The organism is Prosthecobacter sp. Pr1 (assembly GCF_057652315.1).
This window is the reverse complement of record NZ_JBYFBS010000001.1, coordinates 385,474-408,725: the sequence shown is the minus strand read 5'-3', so window position 1 is coordinate 408,725 and position 23,252 is coordinate 385,474. Positions and strand designations below refer to the sequence as shown.

Annotated in this window: 17 protein-coding genes; 9 read left to right on the top strand and 8 right to left on the bottom strand. The window is 59.5% G+C overall.

Features of this window, described 5'->3' with window-relative positions:
* The first annotated feature begins 26 nt into the window (after positions 1-26).
* Genes AC24GY_RS01815 through AC24GY_RS01805 form a run of 3 tightly spaced genes read left to right on the top strand, consistent with a single transcriptional unit; the run spans position 27 to position 2,565 of the window.
* The gene (locus AC24GY_RS01815) at positions 27-1,472 is read left to right on the top strand and encodes a DUF1501 domain-containing protein (protein WP_487679775.1); all 1,446 of its coding nucleotides are present in this window, start codon (positions 27-29) and stop codon (positions 1,470-1,472) included.
* On the top strand, positions 1,469-1,984 hold the full coding sequence (locus AC24GY_RS01810) for a hypothetical protein (protein WP_487679773.1): 516 nt from the start codon (positions 1,469-1,471) through the stop codon (positions 1,982-1,984). The genes AC24GY_RS01815 and AC24GY_RS01810 overlap by 4 nt, the downstream gene beginning before the upstream one ends.
* On the top strand, positions 1,984-2,565 hold the full coding sequence (locus tag AC24GY_RS01805) for a methyltransferase (protein ID WP_487679772.1): 582 nt from the start codon (positions 1,984-1,986) through the stop codon (positions 2,563-2,565). The genes AC24GY_RS01810 and AC24GY_RS01805 overlap by 1 nt, the downstream gene beginning before the upstream one ends.
* On the opposite strand, the gene AC24GY_RS01800 is transcribed toward AC24GY_RS01805, so the two are convergent.
* The 4 genes from AC24GY_RS01800 to AC24GY_RS01785 form a co-directional block, all read right to left on the bottom strand.
* Positions 2,558-3,967: a neutral/alkaline non-lysosomal ceramidase N-terminal domain-containing protein gene (locus AC24GY_RS01800; RefSeq protein ID WP_487679770.1), complete on the bottom strand. Its 1,410-nt coding sequence runs from the start codon at positions 3,965-3,967 to the stop codon at positions 2,558-2,560. The genes AC24GY_RS01805 and AC24GY_RS01800 overlap by 8 nt on opposite strands.
* 64 nt (positions 3,968-4,031) lie before the next feature.
* Positions 4,032-4,832 carry a triose-phosphate isomerase gene (tpiA, locus tag AC24GY_RS01795; RefSeq protein WP_487679768.1) on the bottom strand — a complete coding sequence of 267 codons (801 nt, stop codon included), beginning with the start codon at positions 4,830-4,832 and terminating at the stop codon, positions 4,032-4,034.
* Between the two features lie 39 nt (positions 4,833-4,871).
* The gene (locus AC24GY_RS01790) at positions 4,872-6,086 is read right to left on the bottom strand and encodes a phosphoglycerate kinase (protein ID WP_487679766.1); all 1,215 of its coding nucleotides are present in this window, start codon (positions 6,084-6,086) and stop codon (positions 4,872-4,874) included.
* Positions 6,087-6,213: 127 nt separating this feature from the next.
* Positions 6,214-7,143: a LysR family transcriptional regulator gene (locus AC24GY_RS01785; RefSeq protein ID WP_422318186.1), complete on the bottom strand. Its 930-nt coding sequence runs from the start codon at positions 7,141-7,143 to the stop codon at positions 6,214-6,216.
* Between the two features lie 123 nt (positions 7,144-7,266).
* Between AC24GY_RS01785 and AC24GY_RS01780 the strand changes: the two genes are divergently transcribed.
* From AC24GY_RS01780 to AC24GY_RS01770, 3 genes are read left to right on the top strand one after another with little or no spacing between them, the layout of a single operon-like run.
* A complete protein-coding gene (locus AC24GY_RS01780; protein WP_487679764.1) occupies positions 7,267-8,409 on the top strand; it encodes an efflux RND transporter periplasmic adaptor subunit in 1,143 nt (380 codons plus the stop codon).
* A gap of 6 nt (positions 8,410-8,415) precedes the next feature.
* Positions 8,416-11,595, top strand: a complete 3,180-nt coding sequence (locus AC24GY_RS01775; RefSeq protein ID WP_422318182.1) for an efflux RND transporter permease subunit — start codon at positions 8,416-8,418, stop codon at positions 11,593-11,595.
* Positions 11,582-12,973 carry an efflux transporter outer membrane subunit gene (locus AC24GY_RS01770; RefSeq protein ID WP_487679761.1) on the top strand — a complete coding sequence of 464 codons (1,392 nt, stop codon included), beginning with the start codon at positions 11,582-11,584 and terminating at the stop codon, positions 12,971-12,973. Before AC24GY_RS01775 ends, AC24GY_RS01770 begins: the two co-directional genes overlap by 14 nt.
* Before the next feature lie 76 nt (positions 12,974-13,049).
* On the opposite strand, the gene AC24GY_RS01765 is transcribed toward AC24GY_RS01770, so the two are convergent.
* From AC24GY_RS01765 to AC24GY_RS01750, 4 genes are all read right to left on the bottom strand, one after another.
* Positions 13,050-13,970, bottom strand: a complete 921-nt coding sequence (locus AC24GY_RS01765) for an anti-sigma factor domain-containing protein (protein ID WP_487679759.1) — start codon at positions 13,968-13,970, stop codon at positions 13,050-13,052.
* Complete coding sequence (locus AC24GY_RS01760; RefSeq protein ID WP_487679757.1) at positions 13,967-14,548, bottom strand: RNA polymerase sigma factor; 582 nt, start codon at positions 14,546-14,548, stop codon at positions 13,967-13,969. Before AC24GY_RS01760 ends, AC24GY_RS01765 begins: the two co-directional genes overlap by 4 nt.
* 100 nt (positions 14,549-14,648) lie before the next feature.
* Positions 14,649-17,834 carry a UvrD-helicase domain-containing protein gene (locus tag AC24GY_RS01755; RefSeq protein WP_487679755.1) on the bottom strand — a complete coding sequence of 1,062 codons (3,186 nt, stop codon included), beginning with the start codon at positions 17,832-17,834 and terminating at the stop codon, positions 14,649-14,651.
* Between the two features lie 45 nt (positions 17,835-17,879).
* Complete coding sequence (locus AC24GY_RS01750; protein ID WP_487679753.1) at positions 17,880-18,761, bottom strand: DMT family transporter; 882 nt, start codon at positions 18,759-18,761, stop codon at positions 17,880-17,882.
* Between the two features lie 312 nt (positions 18,762-19,073).
* Between AC24GY_RS01750 and bamA the strand changes: the two genes are divergently transcribed.
* The 3 genes from bamA (at position 19,074) to lpxD (ending at position 23,208) form a co-directional block, all read left to right on the top strand.
* Positions 19,074-21,362, top strand: coding sequence for an outer membrane protein assembly factor BamA (gene bamA / locus AC24GY_RS01745; RefSeq protein ID WP_487679751.1), 2,289 nt, complete (start codon positions 19,074-19,076; stop codon positions 21,360-21,362).
* Between the two features lie 63 nt (positions 21,363-21,425).
* A complete protein-coding gene (locus AC24GY_RS01740; protein ID WP_395730931.1) occupies positions 21,426-22,061 on the top strand; it encodes an OmpH/Skp family outer membrane protein in 636 nt (211 codons plus the stop codon).
* Between the two features lie 85 nt (positions 22,062-22,146).
* The gene (gene lpxD / locus AC24GY_RS01735) at positions 22,147-23,208 is read left to right on the top strand and encodes a UDP-3-O-(3-hydroxymyristoyl)glucosamine N-acyltransferase (RefSeq protein WP_422318167.1); all 1,062 of its coding nucleotides are present in this window, start codon (positions 22,147-22,149) and stop codon (positions 23,206-23,208) included.
* Positions 23,209-23,252 lie beyond the last annotated feature (44 nt).

Here is a 23,252-nt window from a genome sequence, read left to right as displayed (position 1 = left end):
TAGTCGTTAGTCAGTTCGCCGCCCTCATGCCGCCCTTCTCCAATCCCACCGGAGCCTGCTCCCCCAGCGCTTCAGTCACCCGCCGCCGCCTTCTCTCTGCCGGCGGCCTCGGCATGTTCGGCCTCACCATGCCCCGCTTCCTCCGCGGCGCAGACGCGCAGCAAACTGCGGCCTTGGCGGCTGCCTCCGCCACCACTCCGGGCTTGGACAAACTCGTCGCCCGCGCCAAGTCGGTGATCTTTTGCTTCCAGTGGGGCGGACCGAGCCATCTGGAGACTTTTGACATGAAGCCCGATGCGCCAGAGGGCATCCGCGGGTTTCACAAGCCGATCAAATCGAGCGCCGATGGCATCTGGGTCTCTGAAAAGCTGCCGAAGACGGCGAAGGTGATGGACAAGGTGACGCTGGTGCGGTCCGTGCATCACACGATGAAGAATCACAACAGCGCGGGCTATTACGCGCTGAGCGGCCATGCGCCGCCGAGTGATGACCAGCGTCTGAAGGATTCGCCGGATCTGTTTCCGGCCTATTCGTCCGTGGTGGACAGGATCGCACCGCTCAAGGGTGAAATCCCGACCGCCGCCACCTTCCCTTACATCGTGAGCGATGGCTCCCTGACGCCGGGGCAACGGGCGAGCTTTCTCGGTAAGGAGCATGATCCTTTCATTGTGCTGCGTGATCCGAGTGCGCCGGGCTTTGCGCTGCCCGAACTGAGCCTGCCCAGCGGGGTGAGCTTTGAGCGGCTGAATGCACGGCGCGAGCTGCAAAAGCTGGTCGATTCCCAGACGCGGCTGCTGGATTACTCCGCCGAGGCGCGGGGCATCGAAAGCTACTATGACAAGGCCTTGTCGATGCTGCACAGCGAGAAGCTGCGTGCCGCTTTTGATCTCACCAAGGAGCCGGACAAGGTGCGTGATGGCTACGGACGCTCGCCTTACGGACAGAGTCTGCTGCTGGCGCGGCGGCTGGTCGAAGCAGGGGTGAAGTTTGTGACGGTGAATTTTTCCCAGGGTATCGGCGGGCAGAGCACCACCGAGGGTGGCTGGGACACGCATGGCTTCAATGACACGCGCATGTTCCCGATCATCGAGAAGTATCACATGCCGATCACGGAGCAGACGCTGCCGACTTTCCTGACGGATCTGGATGAGCGCGGCCTGCTGGATGAAACGCTGGTGGTGTGGGTGGGCGAGTTTGGCCGCACGCCGAAGATCAACAAAAACGTCTCCCGTGATCACTGGCCGCAGTGCTACACCGCCCTGCTCGCAGGCGGTGGCGTGAAGCGCGGCTACGTGCATGGCGCGTCTGACAAAAACGGCGAGCATCCTGCAGATAAACCCGTGAAGCCGGATGATCTGGCTGCCACGATGTATCACCTGCTGGGAATTCAGCCGGACACGGAAGTCAGGGATGTGGTCAACCGCCCCGTGCCCATCAGCTACGGCAAAGTCATCCAGGAAATCATCGCATGAAAACACTGCTCGCCACACTCTGCCTGCTGGTTGCCACCAGCCTGTCTGCCAAGGACCTTGGCATGAATCCAGTCTTCAAAAATTACATCGGCACCTGGAAGGCGGCGGGTGAACTGAAGGGGGAGAACAATGTCCTCGACATCAAGGAGGAATGGACCGGCGCAGCTGAAGGAGACAATTCCTTTGTGGTCAAAGGGACGCGCACGATCAATGGTGACACGCAGCCATTCCAATGGACGATCACCTACAACGAAGGAGCGGACAGCTACGAGGCCATTCTCTCAGGAGCGGAAGGTTCGCAGACGATCCGGTTTGAAGGCCATGTATCGGAGGTCAATCTCACGTTTGAACTCAAGGCCGTCACTGGCAGCGGCGAAAGCAGCATCACCATCAACGAAGCATTCGCCGGCGATGCCAAAGACGTCATCGAAAGCAAAGTCACCTTCACGGGAGACACCGGACAGACAACCCTGCAAGGCGTGATCAAGCACCAGAAAGAAAAACTACCGTAGTGAACATCACCGACTGGAATCAGGCCTATCAGGATAACTTCACGCCGTGGGACAAAGGCCTGCCTTCACCACCGCTGGTGGAATGGGTTGCCAAAAACCAGCTTTCAGGAAGGGTGCTTGTACCCGGGTGCGGCGTGGGCCACGATGTGGCGCATCTGGTGTCAAGCGGCATCGACGCCTGTGGACTCGACATCGCGCCTGCCGCCGTGGCACGCGCCAAGGAGCGCTACCCTGATCTGGCGGAGCGCTTTGTGTGCGCGGATCTGTTTGAGTTTCGCGGCCAGTATGACGCCATCGTGGAGCATACCTGCCTCTGTGCGCTGCCACCTGAATGGCGAGTGAAGTATCGGGATGCGGTGGTTTCTTTGTTAAAGCCAGGCGGACTGCTGGTGGGGGTGTTCTTCATCAATCCTGAAATGGATCCTGGGGAAACCGGGCCACCCTTCGGCATTTCGCCGGATGAACTCACCACCTTGTTTGCTGAGCACTTTCACGTCGTGGAAAGTCATGTGCCTGCGGTGGCCTATCCGGGACGCGAAGGCCGCGAAAATCTCCGCGTGCAGCGGCTCGCTGCTACTTGATAGCCCCAGCCAAGGGCGCAGCAGGGTTCTGCATGCGCCGGGTGATGAAATCCTGCGGGACGAGCTGTTTCACAGTGCCCGAAATAATGCCTTCAATCCCCGGAGCAAAACGAGTCGGACGGCCATAGTAGATCATGGCGCCGGCACCTTCGTAGCCGCCTTCCTCCCAAACCCGCTGAGAGGGAATGTAGCAGGGCACGTCGTTGGTGTAGCTGTTGACCCAGGTGCGGGCGGGATCGAATTCGTTCTTGAAGCGCAGGCTGTAATCCACGACCACCTCGCCGGGCAGATTGATGGTGAGCAGGTCGTTTCCGTAATTCCAGACCTGGACGGTATAAGGGAGAGCGGGGGAAATTTTCTCACCGCGTTCGAGCATGGCGAGATGCTGCCGGGCATGATAGGCCGTCCATTTGTTGGGGTCAGCGGCTTTGGCCCGCCACTCTTCCACCGTAGGCAGCTTGTCGAACGGCAGCATCACCTCCCGCTGGGCACAGTTGAGCGGGCCGTTCAAAGACTGCATGGGGCCGTTGATAAGACGCACGATTTCTTTGGCAATGCTAACGCCGTGATTCAAAGCAAAACGGGTTTCCTTGCGTGGGTAAGGGTTCTGATCTGCACCGCAGCCGATGGCGATCAGGCAGATAGAGTCAGGGAAGCGCAATTCGAGCTCCTCATGCGCCAGCCCCGCCCAATCCCCATGAATTTCGTCAATACCGAGAGTCGTGCAGTGACAGGCATAGCTGGCATGCGTGGCGATGAGCTTTTTCCCATCGGCAGATCTGACGCACAGGAGTGGCAGGGCACGATCACTCGGCCCGCTGAAATTTTGGGCATTCTGGAACCCCGCGTCTGTTTTCAACCGGCGGTTGAAGGCGAAATAGGCCCTGCCCACACTCCATTCGAGCCTGGCGGGCGCCATTTTGTCCAATGCCTGACCTATGATGCTGACAATGTGAGAGGTCAGCTCCTCAGTGTAGCGCTCAATGTGCTTCGCCTGATCTGCAGCCAGGTCCTCGCCGAAAAGAAAAGGCAGCGCACCTTTGAGCATCGGCGCACAATGCGTGTGAGTTGAATGCAGGGCGAAGCGCTCGTCTGCAATGATCCTGCCGCCGGTGGCAAGCCGTTTGAGCACCTCGGCACGGACAGACGCGGGCACACCGCAGTTATCGACACTGACAATGACCGCAGGAGCATCATCCTTCCACTGCAGGGCAAGAGCATTGGCATGCAGCCGCTGCGCCACCTTGGCAGTCTCTGCCGTGCGGCTGCCATAACCGCTCAGACGAACCGGATAGTCAGGCGTGATGTCGACATCCACGGCGCCCGCCTTCCAAAGCGGTGCCGTTTGCGCCAGCAACGGCACCTGGAGGAGCAAGAATATCGGGAGGATGATTCGTCGCATTTGTTCGATTATGAACAAATGCGACGAATGCTTACAAGACTAAACCTAAATATAGCAAAAAATGCTACGCATTGGCATTCGCATAATCGATAGCAGCACGGCAGATTTCCCAGAAGCTACCGGGCTCCATGCTGGCTCCGCCGACGAGGGCACCGTCCACATCCTTCTGGCTGATCAGCTCGGCCATGTTGCTAGGCTTCACACTGCCACCGTATTGAATGCGGATTTTGGCGGCCACGTCGTCACCAAACAGTTCGCCGAGCACCTGACGCGTGTAAGCGTGGGCTTCCTGCGCCTGTTCGGGGCTGGCGGTGCGACCGGTGCCGATGGCCCAGACGGGTTCGTAAGCGATGACGCAGTCGGTGATGCGGCGCGGTCCCACGTCCGCAAGGGATTCACGCAGCTGGCTGCCAAGCACCTGTTCGATCTGTCCATTGTCACGCTCAGCGAGTGTTTCGCCGATGCAAAGAATGGGATGGATGCGGGCTTCGAGGGCCGCGAGCACCTTGGCGTTGACGATGGCGTTGGTTTCTCCGTAAAGGCTGCGACGCTCGCTGTGTCCGAGGATGACGTGCTTGCAGCCGCATTCCTTGATCATACGGGCGCTGATCTCACCGGTGAAAGCACCTGCTGGCTGGGCGCTCATGTTTTGAGCGCCCAGTTCAACGCTCTGCTCACGTGCATTAACGAGCGCGTCCTGCGCCTTGGCCAGGCTGACGAAAGGCGGAGCCACGACGATTTGCACTGGAATTTTGTCCGGCACAAGACGGGCGAAGGCACGGAGGAAGTCATCCGTCTCCTGCGGTGTCATGTGCATTTTCCAGTTGGCGGCGATGATGGGTTTGCGGAAGGGAACGAAAGCCATGGGGATGTTTAATAAAGGGGTTGGTAGCTGAGGGGGCGATTATTTTTCTTTCAAGCAGGCAACGCCGGGAAGGACTTTGCCTTCGAGGAGCTCGAGGGAGGCACCGCCACCGGTGGAGATGAAGGTCATTTTGTCGCCGAGCTTGGCTTTCTTAACGGCTTTCACGCTGTCGCCACCGCCAATGATGGTCTTGGCGCTGGAATTGGCCGCGACGGCTTCAGCGACGTCAAAGGTGCCCTTGGAGCTTTCCTTGATCTCAAACACGCCCATCGGACCGTTCCAGATGACGGTTTTGGCCTTGGCGATTTCGTCGGAGAAGAGCTTCACGGACTCAGGTCCGATATCGACGCCTTCCCAGCCGTCAGGGATGCTTTCGCCTGCAGCTGTGAATTTGATATTGCCGAGCTTCTTCGTGTCGAAGTCGAAGGAATCGGTGATCATCGCATCCACAGGGATGAGGATTTTCACACCGCGCTCCTTGGCCTTGTCGAGGGCGGCCTGGGCGATCGGCTCCCACTCGGGCTTGTAGAGGCTTTTGCCAATGGTGATGCCCTGGACGATCTTGCGGAAGGTGTAGGCCATGCCGCCGCCGATGATGATGGTGTCAGCCTTTTCAAGCAGGCGGTTGATGACGCCGATCTTGTCGTTCACCTTGGCACCGCCGAGGATCACCACGAACGGACGCTCAGGGTTTTCGAGTTCGTCGTGCAGCCATGTCAGTTCCTTCTCCATCAGGAGACCGGAGACGGCGGGCAAGTAATCAGCAATGCCTGCGGTGGAGCTGTGCGCACGGTGAGCGGAGCCGAAGGCGTCATTCACGAAGATTTCCGCGAGGTCCGCCATGCCTTTGGCCAGTTCAGGGTCATTCTTTTCTTCACCGGCATGGAAGCGGGTGTTTTCAAGCAGGAGCACTTCGCCGTTGCCGAGGGCGAGCGCCTTGGCCTTTGCCTCTTCACCGACGCAATCACTGGCGAAAGCGACCGGCTTGCCGATCAGGGCGCTCAGCGCTGGAGCCACGGGGGCGAGGCTCTGCTTGGGATCACGCTGGCCTTTCGGACGGCCCAGGTGGCTGGCGAGGATGATTTTGGCGCCTTTTTCGATCAGGAACTTGATGGTTGGCAGTGTCTCCTGAATGCGGGTGGCGTCAGTGATGACCATCTGGCCGTCTTTCTCTTCGAGGGGCACGTTGAAATCGACGCGCACAAAAACGCGTTTTCCGGCGAGGTCGAGGTCACGAATGGTCTGCTTGGGCATGGTGTTTTTTGATGGGGGTAAACGGGCCGCAAGGCGGCGTGGGGCCGGATTCCTAGCACAGAGCGTGCTCGTTGCGCATGGATTTTTTTGGAGGGCCGGGAGGCTTTCCCAAAAATAGGTGAAAAACCTACCGCTCATTCAAATCCAGCCGGTGGATTTCGAGCGGAAGCTCCTGCTCAAGGAACTCAATGAGGCTTTTCACCCGCTGCGGCAGGTGTTCGTGCGCGGCATGGGCGATTTGCAGATCGAGGGGGGCCAGATGCCAGTCGGGCAGCAGCTGCACCAGCCTCCCGGCGTTGATGTCACGCGCCGCCATCCACTCCGGCAGAATCGTAAATCCGGCCCCTTCAATGGCGGCCTCACGCAAAGCGGTGACGGTATCCAGCAGCATGGCGGGAGCGAGCTTGAGCTTTTTGACCTGCTTGGCCCGCTCCAGATCGACCCGGTCCCGAGAATAAAAGTGCGGCTGCAAAATCCCCAGCCAGGGCAGATGGTTCAGGTCATCCGGACGGGCGGGCAGAGGATGGTTTTTCAACAACGACGGTGCCGCAATGAGACGCCGGTTGAGCTGGGCGATCTTTCGGATGGTCACCCGGCGGTCGGTGGGCGCACCGACCATGATACCGCAATCAAAGCCCTCTTTGATGAATTTGGTCGGGCGATTGATGAGGTGAAGCTCGGTGGTGACGTCAGGATGCAGCTTTTTAAACCGTGACAGAACGCGGGAGGCGATCCACTGGCCCACATCGACCACGGAAACCATGCGCAGATGGCCGCGCAGGGAAAGACGTTCAGAACGCAGGCGGCTGCCCATGCGATCCGCCAGAGTGAGAAGCTCGCGAGCGTCCGAAAGCACGATCATTCCGGCCGTGGTCAGGCTCATCGTGTGGGTGTCACGGCGGATGAGCGGTGCACCCATCTGGGCCTCCAAAGCCGCCAGATGCCTGCTGAGCGTGGGCTGGGCCATGCCGAGAACTTTGGCGGCACGGGAGATGCTTCCCGTGTCGGCGATCTGCACAAATTCACGGACATGCTGGAGGTCATTGAGGTTGGTCATTCATTTACTGTATAAGCGATATGTCACTTATGCACTATTTTCGAGGCCTCATCGTACGTAAGTCTGTCCATGCAACGCGCTTCGTTTTACCCGATTCCCCATATTCTCACCTGGCGGAATGCCATGGCTGGCCTGCTCGTGATGAGCTGCCTGACCTCCTGCAAACGCGGTGCCCAGGGCCCTGGCGGAGCTCAGCAGACTCCCACCCCCGAAGTCACCGTGGCCAAACCCATCGCAAAACGGCTCATGGACTGGGACGAATTCACCGGGAGGCTGACTGCGCGTGAACGCGTGGAGATTCACTCGCGCGTCTCCGGCTACATCACCCAGGTCAGCTTCAAAGAAGGCACGGAGGTCAAGGCGGGAGACCTACTGTTTACCATCGATCCACGCCCTTATGAGGCCATCGTCGAACGTGCCGAGGCCATGCTCGCCCAAGCCAAAACGACGGCTGAACTCGCCGGCGTCGAAGCCAAAAACGCCACGGCATTGCGCCAAGGTCAGGCAATCTCCGTGGAGGAATCGGAACGCCGCCTGAAAAGCGCCACGGGGGAGCTGGCCGGTGTGCGCGCGGCGGAGGCGGCCCTGCGCGCCGCCAAGCTTGATCTCGAGTTCACCCAGATTCGCGCCCCCATCAGCGGACGTATCAGTGATGCACGAGTGACCGAAGGCAATCTTGTCAGCGGCGGCACCCAAAACACCACGCTGCTGACCACCATTGTTGAGCTTGATCCAATCTACTGTGAACTCGAAGCGGATGAGCGTTCGGTGCTGAAATACCGCGCAATGCACAAAAACGGCGAGCGTGTGAGCGCGTTGTTCGAACGGATCCCCGCCGAGATGTCACTCATCAACGAAGAAGGCTGGCCCCACAAAGGCCAGGTCGATTTCGTGGACAACCAGCTCAATCCCGCCACCGGCACCATTCGTGCCCGTGCCGTATTTCCGAACACCGACCGTCTGATGGCGCCCGGCTTCTTCGCCAAGGTGCGCATTCCCGGCAGCGGTGAATATGACGGCGTGCTCATTCGTGATTCCGCCGTGGGCGATGATCAGGGCAGCAGCTTCGTCTGGGTGCTCGATGCGGAAGACAAAGCCGTCTATCGGCCCGTCACTCTTGGACCCCTGCTCGATGGGCTGCGCGTGGTGCGCAGCGGCCTGAAGGCGGATGATCGCGTGGTCGTGCTCGGCCTTATGAGCGTGCGCAATGGCGGCAAAGTGAAGGCGACACCGACGGACATGCAGCCAGTGGCGGCCACCAAGTAACACCTCATGAATTTCGCCCGCTTTTTCGTGGATCGGCCCATCTTCGCGGCCGTGCTGAGCATTGTCATCACAATGCTGGGTGGCCTCGCCTACGTGTCGCTGCCCATCGCTCAATATCCCGAGGTCATTCCGCCCACGGTGGTGGTTTCGGCGGCTTATCCCGGTGCGGATGCCCGCACGCTGGCCGAGACCGTTTCCACGCCGCTGGAACAGGAGATCAATGGCGTCGAGAACATGCTGTACTTGTCATCCTCCTCCACGAGTGACGGCAAGGTGCAGATCACCGTCACCTTCCGGCTCGGCACCGATCTCGACCAGGCGCAGGTGCTGGTGCAGAACCGCGTGAATGCCACCATCTCACGCCTGCCCGAGGAGGTGCGCCGTCTGGGGGTCATGGTCAACAAGCGCTCGCCTGACCTCACGCTGGCCGTGCAGTTCTTCAGTCCTGACGGCTCACGTGAGGTCGCTTATCTCAGCAATTACGTCACGCTGCAGATTCAAAACGAAATCGCCCGAATTCCCGGGGTGGCGGAGGCGTCCTCCCTCGGTGGACTTGATTACTCGATGCGGGTCTGGCTCGATCCTGAAAAGATCGCAGGCCTGGGTCTGACTGCGGGTGACATTGTGCGCGCGATTCGTGAGCAAAACGTGCAGGTCGCCGCCGGATCACTCGGCCAGCCGCCTGCTGCCACAGGTTCGGAATTTCAATACACCCTGACTGCGCCCGGACGACTGAAGAAGGCGGCGGAGTTTGGTGACATCGTGCTCAAAACTGGCAAGCAGGGAGATGTGGTGCGGCTGGCCAATGTGGCCCGCATCGAACTCGGCTCGCGCGACTATTCCAGCCGTACTTACATGGATGGCTACAATGCCGTGTCACTTCGCGTGTTCCAGCTTCCTGGCAGCAATGCCATCGAAACCGCCGATGCTGTTTACAAACGGCTCGCACAGCTCAAGGAGCGCTTTCCTCCGGGCGTGGATTACAAAATCAACTACGACACCACGAAGTTCGTCCGCGCCTCGATCTCCTCGGTGCTGCACACGCTGATGGAGGCCGTCCTTCTCGTTGTGCTCGTCGTCATCATCTTCCTGCAAAACTGGCGAGCCTCCTTGATCCCGCTGCTGGCGGTTCCCGTTTCACTCATCGGCACGCTGGCGGTGATGCAGTGGCTGGGCTTCTCTCTCAACAACCTCTCCCTCTTCGGCCTGGTGCTCGCCATCGGCATTGTCGTTGATGACGCCATCGTCGTGGTTGAAAACGTTGAGCGCAACATTGCCAAAGGACTCGCCCCTCATGAAGCGGCCGTGCGTGCGATGAACGAAGTGAGCGGTGCCGTCATCGCCGTGGCGCTGGTGCTCTGCGCCGTGTTTGTGCCGACAGGATTCATCAGCGGCATCACCGGCCAGTTCTACCGGCAGTTTGCGCTTACCATCGCGGTTTCCACCGTCATCTCCGCCTTTAATTCGCTCACCCTCAGTCCCGCGCTCTGCGCCATCCTGCTGCAGCCGCACGGTGCGCCGCCGGATTGGTTCAGCCGTGTCTTGAACTTCCTGTTTGGCTGGTTCTTCCGGGGTTTCAACCGTGTGTTCCAATTCGGCTCCAATCTGTATGCCGGGCTGGTCGGCAAACTCATTCGTCTGGCCGTGCTGGTGCTCATCGGTTATGCCGCGTTGATCGGTCTGGCTGGCAAGCTGTTCCAGGATGTACCGGCCGGCTTCATTCCTTCCCAGGACATGGGCTATGCCATCGTGCTGGTGCAGCTGCCGGATGGCTCGGCCTTCGAACGCACCGACGCCGTGGTGCGCCGCATGGACGCCATGGCGCGTGAGATCCCCGGGATCGCGCACACCTTTGCGATCTCCGGTTATTCCTCCGTGCTGCAGGCCAACCAGCCCAACGTCGGCGCCGCCTTCCTGGTCTTCGATTCGTTCGACAAACGTCACGATCCCGAAGTCAAGGGTGATGGGTTGCTGGCCGTCATCCGCAAAAAGTTCTCCACCATTCAAGAAGGCCGGGTGCTGGTGCTGCCACCGCCACCCTTGCGTGGTCTGGGCAATGCCGGCGGCTTCAAAATCCAGGTGCAGGATCTCAACAATGCCGGTCTGCCGGCGCTCGAAGCTGCAACCCAGAAACTGCTGGCCGCGGCCCAGCAGGAGCCTGGATTGATTTCTCTCATCACCGGCTTCCGCGCGAAGAGCCCGCAGTTCAAACTCGAAATCAACCGTGCGCAGGCGAAAACCATGGGAGTCTCTCTGGCTGATCTGAACGAAGCGCTGCAGGTCTACCTTGGCTCAGTCTATGTAAATGATTTCAATCTTTTTGGCCGCACCTATCAGGTCACCGCACAGGCTGAACCGGCCTTCCGCAAAGACCCGGCGGACGTTGGCCGTATCAAGATTCGCAACCAGGCTGGTGAAATGGTGCCGCTCGCCGCGCTCGTCAAAGTCATCAAGACCGGCGGCGCCGACCGCGTGCAGCGCTACAACCTCTACTACTCCGCCGACATCAACGGCAACACGCTGCCGGGCGTCAGTTCCGGCCAGATGATCGAAAAAATCGAGCGTCTGGCCAAGGACAATCTGCCCGTGGGGTTTGCCATCGAGTGGACGGATCTCACCTACCAGCAGATTCTCGCGGGGGACACGCTCATCTACATCTTCCCGCTCTGCGTGATCTTTGTCTTCCTGGTGCTCTCCGCGCAGTATGAGAGCTGGAGCATGCCCATGGCCATCATCCTGATCGTGCCGATGTGTCTGCTCTCCGCCATCGGCGGCGTGTGGCTGCGGGCGCAGGACAACAACATCTTCACGCAGATCGGCCTGGTGGTGCTCGTCGGTCTCGCGGCCAAGAACGCCATCCTCATCGTCGAATTCGCCAAGCAGCTGCAGGACCAGGGCATGGACCGGGTGCATGCCGCCATCGAGGCCTGCCGCCTGCGCCTGCGCCCCATCTTGATGACCAGCTTTGCCTTCATTCTCGGCGTGCTGCCGCTCGTGCTCGCCACGGGTGCAGGTGCGGAAATGCGTCAGGCGCTTGGCACGGCGGTGTTCTTTGGCATGATCGGTGTCACCATCTTCGGCCTGCTCTTCACGCCTGTGTTTTATGTCATCCTCCGCGCCTTCGTCGAACGCCGTGAACAACGCCGCTCAGCCGCAACCTCTCCTACGCTTCATGAAGCCCATTAATTCTCTGCTGCTCATCACCTGCGTGGTTTCCAGCTGCAATGTGGGCCCGAGCTTCGTCAAGCCGCAGCCCAAGATGCCTGCCGACTTTGCCTCACGGGCGAATGCGGCGCATGCTGCCGAGGTGGATGCCACCTGGTGGCGCAAGCTCAATGACAGCACGCTGAATGAGCTGGTGGCCCAGGCTGACGCCCAGAACAAGGACATCGCAGCCGCACGCTCGCGCCTGCTCGAAGCCCGCGCCCTGTGGCGTGAGTCGCAGTTCAACTATGCCCCCACCGTCACCTTCGGCTCGGCCTACGACAGCGTCCGGAACGGGGCCACCTCATTCTCGGGTCTGCGCACGCGTGATTTTGAGTTGTACCGCACTGGCTTTGACGCTGACTGGGAGCTTGATTTTTTTGGGCGCATCCGCAACTCCGTCAAAGCCGCCAAGGCCAACTCGAGTGCCATGGATGCCAACCTGCATGACCTGCTGATTTCCCTGCAGTCCGAGATTGCCATCAACTACCTGGAGCTGCGCGGCGCCCAGGCCCAGCTCACGGTGGCGAATGAGAACGCTGGCAATCAGTCCGACGCCCTGAACATCGCCGAGGCATCCCTCAAAGGGGGCCGTGGCACGCAGCTCGATGTCGCCCGGGCCAACGCTCTCTGGAACGCCACGCTGGCGCAAATTCCCACGCATCAGGAAAACATCGCCAAGTCCATCCATCGCATCGCTGTCTTGTGCGGACAAAACCCCTCCGAACTCCGCCCCCGGCTGCAAAGCGTCAAAAAGCAGCCCTCCGCGCCAGCACGGATCGGCATCGTCAAACCTGAAGAACTGCTGCGTCGACGCCCGGACATCCGTGTCGCCGAGGACATTCTGGCGGCCGAAACCGCCCGGATTGGCGTGGCCGTCGCGGATTTGTTTCCACGTGTCACCTTCACCGGTCGCATCGACCTGGAGGCATCCACGCTGAGCTCCCTGACTGGCCGCAATTCGGATGGCTTCACCCTGGGTCCGCGCATTACCTGGGCCGCTTTCAATCTCGGCCGCGTGCGTCAGCAGATCGCCGCCGCCGGACGCCGCGCTGATACCGCGCTCGCCCGGTATGAGCAGACGGTGCTCCTGGCCCTTGAAGAGGCTGAAAACGCCCTGACGTCCTATGACCGCGAACGGATTCGCCTGCACCACCTCGAAGCTTCCGCCGCATCTGCCCGCGAAGCCGCCACTTTGGCGCGCAAACGTTATCAGGACGGCATCGCTGATTTCCTCACGGTGCTTGATGCTGAACGCGTCGCCCTTAATGCGCAAAACGACATCGCCCTCAGCCGCACCCGTGTCGCAACCGCCTGGGTGCGCATTTACAAGGCCATGGGCGGTGGCTGGAAGAGCTGAGGTTTGCGCCGGCTGGCAACAGCAGACAGGGGTGCAGTTCGTGGAGCTTGGGCTGGGTCAGAAGAACCGCCTTGCCTCACGGCCCGACCATCAGGAGCTGCCCTTCACTCTTCGGCACGCCACCTTTTTTCTCGATGCTCAGCGCGAACTTAGCTTCACCTGAGACAGCTTCGACAGGTTTAAAAGTGGCCTTCACAGAACCTTTGGCATCGACGGTCACCACCCCGGCACTCACCGGGTTGGGCTTGCTTGGATCCACGACCCAGAGCTGATAATCTTTGTCAGAATCTACCTTCGGCATCTTATCAAGCATCACCACGCCCTGGCTGCGTTTCTGGTCCCAGACCACGAGCATCTCGCTCCGGCGGTATTCCCAAACCTTGCTTTGAAGAGTGGCGATCTGAAGCTGCGACTGCTGCTCCTGCTCTTTGAGCGCAGCCACTTCGGCGGTGAGTCTGGCATTTTGTGCCTTGGTTTCCGTCTCGCGCTTGTTCAGCGTTTCAATCTCCTTCGCCAGCGCCTGTTTTTGCGCCTCGAATTCATCCCGCCGCTTTTTAAGTTCTTCCTCCAGAGTGCGCGTCTTGCCATCATCCACCACGGGAATGGCGGGATTGTTCACGGGTGCGATGGCGCGTGAGGCGGCAGCGAGCTGCTGAGTCATGCCGGCACGTTCCTTCCAGAGCCAGACCGACGCCAAGGCAAAGCTGGCGGCAAGCGCCCAGCCAGTGCCGCCAATGATGACGCCGCGTGAAACACCGGCCCCCTTGAGGCCTTTGGCACGCATCTTGGCACGGATGCGTTTTTTCATGTTCGCAGGCGGTTCCACCGGCTGGACAAGATAGGCCAGCTCCGCTGTCACCTGCTCCAGTTCGGAGGTGAGCAAGCGCACCTCTTTGTCGCGAGCGACGGCGCCATCCAGAGCACGCTTTTCGTCGTTCTCCAGCATGCCAAGCGCATTCATGGCGGCCAGTTCTTGGAAACGTTCCTCGTCCATCATGCGCCTCCTTTCAAAAGATCGCGCAGGCGCAGCAGCCCGCGGCGGATATTGGTCTTTACAGTACCGAGCGGCATGCCCAGTGACTCGGCGATCACATGGTGTGTCAGGCCCTTCAAAAATGCAAATTCGATCAACTGTCGCTGTTCTTTCGGCAGTTCTTTCAGCGCCTCGCCCACCACCAGGCTGCGCTCATGGGCCTGCACCTCTTCATTGACACCGGCAGTGGAGGCAGCCCCCAAGGTGGAGTGCTCCAAAGCCGCGCTGTCCACCAGGCGGTTGCGACGTCCCAGCATGCGCATGCGATCAATCGCCTTGTGGCGGAAAAGCATGACCGCCCAGGTGAATGCCTTGCTGCGCTCAGGATCAAAAGTCGAGGCACGCTCCCACAGCAGCACAAAACCATCCTGCAGGATGTCTTCGGCCTCGCGCTCGTCATGCAGCATCTGACGCAGAAGACCAAAGAGGCGTGGTGCCATCCGGTCATAAAGCTGGTCAAAAGCACGCGAATCCCCGCGTCCAGCACGCTGGAGCAGGTCTTCTTCGCTGAGTTCTGGCTGGCTCATGAGGGGTTTGGGCACGGATCGTTCCGAAAAGGCTACGATGCGCGGATTCCATGCCAGAGCTATTGCGGTCACACAAGTTTTTGCGTTATCAAAGGCGCTCTGGATTCAAAAAAAGTTACTTTACGTCCACCAGACGGCAATTGCGGGTGAACAGCAGGGCAGATTCGATCTGCTCCAGTTTCAAGCCCGTCAGCCGCACCAAAGCCTGACGGTAGAGCAGGATCTGCGGGCGATAACCCGCCACTTTTTCGGCCAGTGACTCCTCGGTCGCCACCTCATCTGTCTTAAAATCAATCAGTCGCACGGAGTCGCGCTGGACCACAACCCGATCAAACACGCCGCTGATCCAGCTCCCTTGATGGATCAAGTCAAAGGGGCGCTCCCGCCAAGACTGTGCTTCAGCCGCCGGTCTGGCGAAGGCAAACTGCGCAGCGGCTGATTGCAACACACAACGCACCATCGCCAGCGCCGTCGTTTCAACCGCCTCTCCTCGCAGCAGTCCGGACGACTGCCAGCGTGATTCGAGTTCGGCCATGTCCGAAGTGGCGTCCCACCACTCCACATGAGCCATCAATTCATGCACCAGATTGCCCAGTCTCCGACCCGGCTCACGCCCCGCGCTGAAGAGCATGCTGCCCTTCACCTGGAAATCTTCCTCTCCCGAAGGCGTCACGCGCTTGGCCAGCGGCTGGAACTCCCGCAGCAACTCCCCCAGCGGACGTGACACCAGCGCCGTTTCCGGTGCCCGCGGCGTTACGACAGAGGATGTGGCAAACCACTGCGCGTCCCCCGTCTGCCACTCGATCAAATAAGAGTCGCCAGCCTCGGAATCACCCGAAACACCCAGCATCCGGCGCAAAAACTGCGCCTCTCGCATGGATGGCTCTTTTGCCTTCGGTGGTGGCTCGGCAATCAGATACAGGCCGCGTTTGGCCCGGGTCATGGCCACATACAGGCGACAGAGTGACTCAAAACCCGAGCGCTGTTTCGAGACCTCCAGTTCCTCATCCAAAGCCTCATGCAACGGCGCATAAATGCGCGGCGGCTCCTGCAAAACCCAGGAAATGCCCTGCGCATCGCGATTCACAATCAATGATCTCCGCCGCACTTGATCCATCGCATCGCCATTGAGGTCCGGCAAGATGACCACATCAAACTCCAGCCCCTTGGCCTTGTGCACGGTCATCACCTGCACCGCGTTTGCCGCACCGCGCACCTGCATCGGCATATCGCGCGCATGCTGGAGAAATGCATCGATGTCGCGTGAACCACCGGCATCAAATTCGGCGGCCATTTCACCGAACTGACGCAGCCGCAGCTCGTGAAAGGCATCCATCTCCGGCAGCAGGTCGCGCACATGCCGGGTCCAGATTTCCGTGAAACCGACAAAGCCACGCTCAAACACGGATTCACGCACCTGATGGCAGGTCAGCGGCCAGCTTTGCACTTGATCCTGCTTCTTAAATTCAATCTGCGGCCACAGAGGGGTCATTCTGAGGTGCTCCAAAGCCAGGGAATCCCCCGGATGCGCCGCCAACTGCAGCAGCGAGAGCAGGGCAAGCGTCACCGCATTGTCCGTGGCCGGGTGGATCTGCGATTCGCACACGACCTCCATGCCCGTTGTCGCCCTCAGTTCTTCCGCCACTTCATTGGCTTTCTTATTGCCGCGCACCAGCACCGCGCAGGTCAGGCCCCGCTCCAAGGGGCGGATCTCGTTCAGCAGCGCCGTCACCGTAGGCGTGGTGGAGGGATTGCGCAGCCCCTCTTCATTCGATACGCTGAGCAGAGCCGCGTAACCGCTGAGCTGCCGATTTCGTTCCGCAGCCACATGTTCTTTGAACGCAAAACCGGCGGTGCAGCCGGGCAGTACCGCTTCAATGCCTGCCGGGTTTGCAAACACCGCATTCACCGCATCCAGGACCGCCGGAGCGCTCCGGAAAGACTGGCTGAGCGTCTGCGGTTCCAAGCCGTCCTGGTCCTGATGGGGCCATTCACGCAGCACATCGTCAAACAGGCCTGGCTCCGCCTGCCGCCAGAGATAGATGGATTGTTTCGGATCCCCCACGGCGTAAAAACTGCGCCTGCCGGTGTCATCCTGCATCACTTCATCCACCAACCCGCGCACGACATTCCACTGCACGCGGCTGGTGTCCTGAAACTCATCAAACAGCCAGTGGTCATAACGTCCGTCGAGCCGGAACCACAGATCACCGCTTTCTCCGTCCGCCCATTCAGCGCCGTCCGTTGTCGCCGTTGCCAGCAGGCGCTGGACATCCGCAAAGGACAGCCGTCCGCGTGACCGCACTCGCCGGGCGTACTCGGCCTCATACAGCGCCATGAGAGCCGCCATGCCCTGAGTACGCTGCGCCCGGCAGATCAGCTCCTGGTCAAGAATAGCCCCGGCCACCCGCCCCCAGGCACGCGCGGTTTCCCCGGTGAGTTCGGACTTTTTGCCGCGCCCCCAGCCGATTTCCGCCCTGCCAGCCTTGAGGTCTTTCCAGACGGCGGTCGTTTTATCCAAAAAATACTTCACTCTCGGCGGCAGTGTCGCCCCCGGTTCCAAGCAGGAGGCTTCCGCCATGAATTCATCGAAGAACCGGGCGCCCTCATCGGTGCGCGGCACAAAACGATCCCGCAGGTCATTGAGCGCCGCCGTAAGGTTGCCGGCCTCTGCCCCCTGCAATCCGGGCAGCCTGCCCCATGGCGAACCATCCCCGCTGTCGAGCCAGGTGGCATGATGATCATTGATCCAGGACTCCAAGCTGCCTGCGGCGCTGCGTTCCTCAATACCAAAGGTGGCCTGCTTGAATCCTTCGAGCAGCGCACGGCCTGCGTGCTCATCACGCGAGGAATGAATGCGTTCCAGCAGCGCATCCAGCGCCTCCCGCCGTGCCTGAGCCGCCTCATTTTCAGCCATGACACTGGCACCCAGCGGCAGGCCGAGCTCCAGCGGAAAGCAGGCGGTGATGTTGGCAAAAAAACTGTCCATCGTCCCCAGGCGCAGGCGATGGAGCTGCTGGGTGACCCTGCGCAGGAGGTCCACAAACTCCGGCCAATGCTCGGGCAAAGGCGCCATGCCCGTGAAGTAGTGCTCCGGCTGCTCACCATGCTGCGAAAGCACGGACAGCCGCTGCAGGATGCGCTGGAAGAATTCCCCCGCCGCCTTCCGCGTGAAGGTCATCGCCGCGATGCGCTCCGGCGGCTGCCCGAGCGCGAGCAGATGCAGGTGCCGCCGCACGAGCTGGTAGGTTTTGCCGGAACCTGCGGAGGCGGAGACGAGGATGTGGCGGAGGCGGTTCACAGGTGTGCCGATGCAAGCCCACGCTGCACACCATGTCCAGCACTCTCACCTTTCCACCCAGCGCCGAATCCAAGGCAAAGCCAGCACAACGGCGATGATGATCGATGCGCCGAGATAAAAGCCCGCGCTCATGACCTCGGCCTTCCCAAACACCCATGCGGCGAGCACGATGCCGTACACCGGCTCCATATTATAGACGACATTCACCGTGAAAACGCTGACACGGCGCAGCACGTCCATGAAACCCGCATAGGCTGCCACGGTGCACACCAGGGCGAGAACACCGAGCCATAGTGCCGAAGCGGCGTCTGGCAGCTCCGGCAGGAACCCGTTTTCCAGGAAGGGGCGGGAAATCCACGCCGCGATGCATGCACCGCCCATTTGATAAAAGCCGATGACGCTCCAGTGCGTGTCCCGGGCGACCTGCTGCTTGCTCAAGGTGGCAAAGAAGGCGGCCAGCACGGCGGCGGCGATGGCCACCGAAAACCCGAGCCAGTAACGGAACTCCACCTGATAGATCAGCCACACGGCCCCGACCATGACCGCCCCTACGAGGAGTTCTGAAATCCGCCAGCGCCGCGAGCCATCAATGACCGGCTCAATCAACGAGGACCACAGCATGGCCGTAGGCATCACTGCCAAACAGACAGAAGCGGTGGCCAGCCGGGCGGACCAAAAGAACAAAATCCAGTGCAGCCCTAGAATAATTCCCACAGCTAACATTGCCAAAATTCTACGTCGGGACACCAAAAGGGAGTACCCCATGCAGCGGGCCAGCGCCCCAAAGCAGAGCACCGACAGCGCTGTGCGCCACAGCACCACATCCACAGGCGGCAGCAGGATGAGCTTGCCCAAAATCGCCGTGAGCCCCCATGCCAGCACGACCAGATGCAGCTGGATGTAATTACTCAGATTGGAACGAGACATGCTTGGTGACGAATCTGTTGCTCCCGCTGTTACAAGGGCTGGGAGCTTCATTTTTTAGCCTTATACAAGGACGAAAACCCTCAATCCGCCATCTATACATCCCTTGGTCTCAAATAATGGCAAGAAGCCCCTTAGAACTTACGCCTTGACGTGGAGCGGTGCGGAAGCAGTAATGCAGGCTTGTCATGCTCCAGTTTGGGCGTGCCTTGCCGCCCAGTCTTTATCTCGTTTGCTCACTCTGCCCTGCCTATGAACCACGGAACTTCCCATCTGTCTCGTCTGACACTTTTATCTGTAGTGGCTGTCACACTCTTGATCGCCACAACCCAGCAGGCACGAGCACAAGCGGGCCTCCCGGCGGCACCTGCGGCAAAAAAAATCGTGCAGGACGTGCAAGTCGTCATCAAAGGCGCGGTCAAGCTGGATGAAAACCGCATCCGCACCCAGCTGTCCACCCGTGTGGGCCAGCCGTTCAGCAATGAATCGGTGGAACGTGACATCCGTGCTCTTTACAGCACAGGAGCGGTGGAAAACCTGGACATCCGCGCGGTGGATGTGGCAGGCGGCGTCAAAGTCATCGTCGAAATCATCGGTCGCGGCGGCATTGCAGAGATCAATTTCATTGGCAACACCGCCATCGACAACAGCAAGCTGCGCAAGGACATCGCGGTCAAAGTGGGCGACCCGGTGGATGACATCAAGCTTTCCGCTGCACAGCAGAAGATTGTGGAGATGTATGAAAAGAAGGGCTTCTCCGATGTCATCGCCAGCTATGACATCACACCGTCCGCCCGTGAAGGATTCTCCACGGTGACCTTCAAGATCGACGAGGGTGCGCGCGGCATCATTCATGACATCCGCTTTGAAGGCAACACCGCCATCAAGTCACGGGTGCTCCGCGGCAGCATCAAATCCCAGGAGCACCACATCTGGAACTTGTGGGGCAAAAAGGGCAAGCTGAGCAATCAGGACCTGCAGGAAGACATCAAGAAGATCGAGCAGGCCTTTCAGGACAAGGGTTATGTCTATGCCAAGGTGACCGAGGTGCGGCGCGAGCCAGTTTCCTCCAAGCAGATGGACCTCGTTTATGTGATCAATGAAGGCGCCAAGTATGATGTCTCGGCAGTTAAGATCTCCGGCAACACCATTTTCACCACTGAGGTGTTGATGCAGGGCATCAAAACTGAGCCCGGATTCCCTTATGTTGGCAGCTTCATCAAGGCTGATGAAAAGATGGTGCAGGATTACTACGGCTCCCGTGGCTACGCCGATGCACGTGTGGAGACCAGCATTTTGGAAACCGGTGCCGGACAGGTCGCCGTGGCCTACAACATCACCGAAGGCACCAAGTCCTACATCAGCAAGGTGAATATTTCCGGCAACTCCGTCACGAAGGACGAAGTCATCCGCCGTGAACTTCCCTTTGCCCCGGGTGAGGAGCTCAACACCGTAAAAATCGAGGCCGGTAAAAGCCGCCTGCAAAACCTGAACTACTTCAGCTCGGTGGACATGCGCAACACGCCCTCCACCGCCCCCGGCTACAAGGATGTGGACATCAATGTGCAGGAGCAGTCCACCGGCACGGTGAACTTCGGCGCAGGTTTCAGCTCCATCGACAGCATCACGGGGTTCATCCAGGTGACCCAGACCAACTTTGACATCCGCGACTGGAAGGATTTCCGCGGTGGTGGCCAGCGTTTCAACGCCAACATCCGTGCGGGTGCCCTCCGTCGTGACGTCACGGTCAGCTGGACCGAGCCGTGGTTCCTTGGGCGTGAACTGGCTCTCACCGTTGAAGCGTTCTATCACAACCTCTACTACCTCTCCAACTTCTTCAACCAGACCAACGTCGGCGTCTCGTCCGGTTTGCGTAAACGGCTGGGCGAGCACTCCTACATTGAGAGCACCTACACCCTGCAGCAGATCAAAATCGACAGCATTGCCAGCGGTGCCTCTGCTCTTATCGCCCAGGAGGCCGGTTCCTACATTCAAAGCAAAATCGACACGAACTTTGTGCACGACACACGTGACAGCGTCTTCATCACCCGCAGCGGTCACAAGATCGAAGCAGGCATCCTGCTTTCCGGCCTTGGTGGAGACGTCCCGGTTTATGGCGGCAACATCGGCGGCCAGCAGTATTTCAATCTGCCCGGAGACACCATCCTGAGCTTTGAAGGCATGTTCCGTGCCGTCAACAGCTGGAACAGCGATCGGGTGCCCATTTTTGAGCGTCAGTTCCTCGGCGGTGCCAACAACCTGCGCGGCTTCACTTATCGTCATGCTGGTCCCAAGGACACCACGGGGGAACCCATCGGTGGCCTGACATCCATCTATGCCTCCAGCGAATTTTCCGTTCCGGTGCACATCACCGCCAACACGGAAAAGTCACCGCGCGTGGTGATCTTCGGTGACGTCGGCTCCATCAGCGGGGCCACCGGCGCCTCCTATGGCAATGGTTCCATTTACTCAGATGTAGGCATCGGCCTGCGCCTCTTCCTTCCCGTCGGTCCTATCCGTGTTGACTATGCGGTGCCAATCGGCAAGGACGCCACTTCAGGCAACGGTGGGCGCTTCCAGTTCAACATGGGCTACAAGTTCTAACAGCCCGTTGTTCAGCCAAATTTGTTTGTCTGCCCCTCCAATCTCATTCAAAATCCCACACTTATGATTCGCAGCGCGTTCATCGCCCTCATCCTCGCCACCGTTACTCTTCAGGCCGCCGACCTCAAAATCGGTGTGATCGACATGTCCAAAGTCTTCCAGGAGTTCCACAAAACCAAAACCGCTGCGGACAAGTACAAGGCCAATTACGAAAAAGCCGCCCAGGAAATGACTGAGCGTCAGAACACGTATAAAAACCTGGCTGCTGAAGCCCAAAAGCTTCAGAAAATCGCCAGTGATCCGATCATCACTCCGGAACAGCGTGCGAAATACGGTGCTGAACTGGGTGAAAAAGTGAAAGAAATCCGCGCTCTGGAAATGGAAATGCAGGAGTTCGCGGACCGCCGCCAGCAGCAGCTCAAGCAGGAAGACATGCAGATCCGCAAAGGTCTGTATGAGGAGATTCTTGTTGTCGTCCGTGACCGCTCCAAGGCAGATGCCTATGACATCGTTTTCGACAAGACCGGCGTCAGCCTTTCCACGGTGCCGATCATTCTGCACGTCAGGGAAGGGGCTGCCACCGATCTCACCGATCAACTCATCGTCGAACTGAACAAGGATGCGCCACCTCCTGGCGCTGAGCCCAAGAAAGAAGGAGCCGCCGCTCCGGCACCCAAGGCTGAGGAACCCAAAAAATAGCCTGCGGCAGTCAGTTATTCCAAGGCACGCCGCAAACATTTGCGACGTGCCTTTTTTTGTTCCAGCGTAGAGATATTGATCTGCCATGAGCAACTCCATCACCCTGCAGAAACTCACTGAACTCGTCGGAGGAACACTCTCTTCTGGCAGCCCGGAATCCATCATCTCCGGTCTGAACTCCATTCTGGAAGCCAGCCCGGGTGAAGTGACTTTCCTTGGCAATGCACGCTACCTGCCCGGACTCAAAACCACCCGTGCCTCCGCCGCCCTCGTACCGGAGGATCTTGACGCCGAAGACGCGCGGGAGGGGCTTGCGCTCATTCGTCTTAAAAATCCCACGCTTGCCTTCTCCCATGTCATTCGTTTCTTTGGCCCTCCCGCCGTTGAATTTGTGCCCGGCGTGCATCCCACGGCCACGGTGGCCAATGACGTGGTATACGACCCGCAGAAGGTCAGCATCGGCCCAAATGCCGTCATTGAGACCGGCGTGCACCTTGGCGATGGCTGCACCATTCACGCTGGCGTCTACCTTGGTCGTGGAGTCAAACTCGGTGCCGGCTGCGTCATTCATGCCAATGCCGTCATCAAAGAATACTGCATTCTGGGCCAGCGCGTCATTCTCCACAGCGGCTCTGTGATCGGCAGCGACGGCTTCGGCTACGAACAGGTTCAAGGACGCCATCAGAAGATTGATCAGGTCGGCATCGTGCAGATTGATGATGATGTCGAAATCGGCTCCTGCACCACCATTGACCGCGCCCGCTTTGGCCGCACTTGGATCGGCGAAGGCTGCAAGATCGACAATCTGGTGCAGATCGGGCACAACTGCACGCTTGGGAAGCACTGCATCATCGTCTCTCAAACTGGCATCTCAGGCAGCACCCGCCTGGGTAACTACGTCACCATGGGCGGGCAGGTCGGAGTGGCCGGTCACCTTGAAATTGGCGACAAGGTCATGTTCTTTGCCAAATCCGGTGTCACCAAAAGCATCCTTGAAGCGGGGGCCTACACCGGTTACCCAGCCCGTCCGCTCATGGAAGGGCGCAAGATGCTCAGCCTTCCGGCCAAGATCCCTGATTTGCTGGACCGCGTGCGCGCCTTGGAAAAAAAACTCGCCGCACTCGAAGGCGGAACGGTCCAATCCTGAGCAAGGCGCGTAACTTTGCCTGAAGCCAGCGCAGACGTTGCCAA

What these genes read in the sequence shown, in the direction of transcription:
- AC24GY_RS01790 (WP_487679766.1), bottom strand. Translation starts at nt 6,086, where the DNA reads ATGCCCAAGCAGACCATTCGTGACCTCGACCTCGCCGGAAAACGCGTT.
- AC24GY_RS01740 (WP_395730931.1), top strand. Translation starts at nt 21,426, where the DNA reads ATGATTCGCAGCGCGTTCATCGCCCTCATCCTCGCCACCGTTACTCTT.
- AC24GY_RS01785 (WP_422318186.1), bottom strand. Translation starts at nt 7,143, where the DNA reads ATGACCAACCTCAATGACCTCCAGCATGTCCGTGAATTTGTGCAGATC.
- AC24GY_RS01800 (WP_487679770.1), bottom strand. Translation starts at nt 3,967, where the DNA reads ATGCGACGAATCATCCTCCCGATATTCTTGCTCCTCCAGGTGCCGTTG.
- AC24GY_RS01765 (WP_487679759.1), bottom strand. Translation starts at nt 13,970, where the DNA reads ATGATGGACGAGGAACGTTTCCAAGAACTGGCCGCCATGAATGCGCTT.
- AC24GY_RS01750 (WP_487679753.1), bottom strand. Translation starts at nt 18,761, where the DNA reads ATGTCTCGTTCCAATCTGAGTAATTACATCCAGCTGCATCTGGTCGTG.
- AC24GY_RS01810 (WP_487679773.1), top strand. Translation starts at nt 1,469, where the DNA reads ATGAAAACACTGCTCGCCACACTCTGCCTGCTGGTTGCCACCAGCCTG.
- AC24GY_RS01780 (WP_487679764.1), top strand. Translation starts at nt 7,267, where the DNA reads ATGGCTGGCCTGCTCGTGATGAGCTGCCTGACCTCCTGCAAACGCGGT.
- AC24GY_RS01770 (WP_487679761.1), top strand. Translation starts at nt 11,582, where the DNA reads ATGAAGCCCATTAATTCTCTGCTGCTCATCACCTGCGTGGTTTCCAGC.
- AC24GY_RS01815 (WP_487679775.1), top strand. Translation starts at nt 27, where the DNA reads ATGCCGCCCTTCTCCAATCCCACCGGAGCCTGCTCCCCCAGCGCTTCA.
- lpxD (WP_422318167.1), top strand. Translation starts at nt 22,147, where the DNA reads ATGAGCAACTCCATCACCCTGCAGAAACTCACTGAACTCGTCGGAGGA.
- AC24GY_RS01775 (WP_422318182.1), top strand. Translation starts at nt 8,416, where the DNA reads ATGAATTTCGCCCGCTTTTTCGTGGATCGGCCCATCTTCGCGGCCGTG.
- tpiA (WP_487679768.1), bottom strand. Translation starts at nt 4,832, where the DNA reads ATGGCTTTCGTTCCCTTCCGCAAACCCATCATCGCCGCCAACTGGAAA.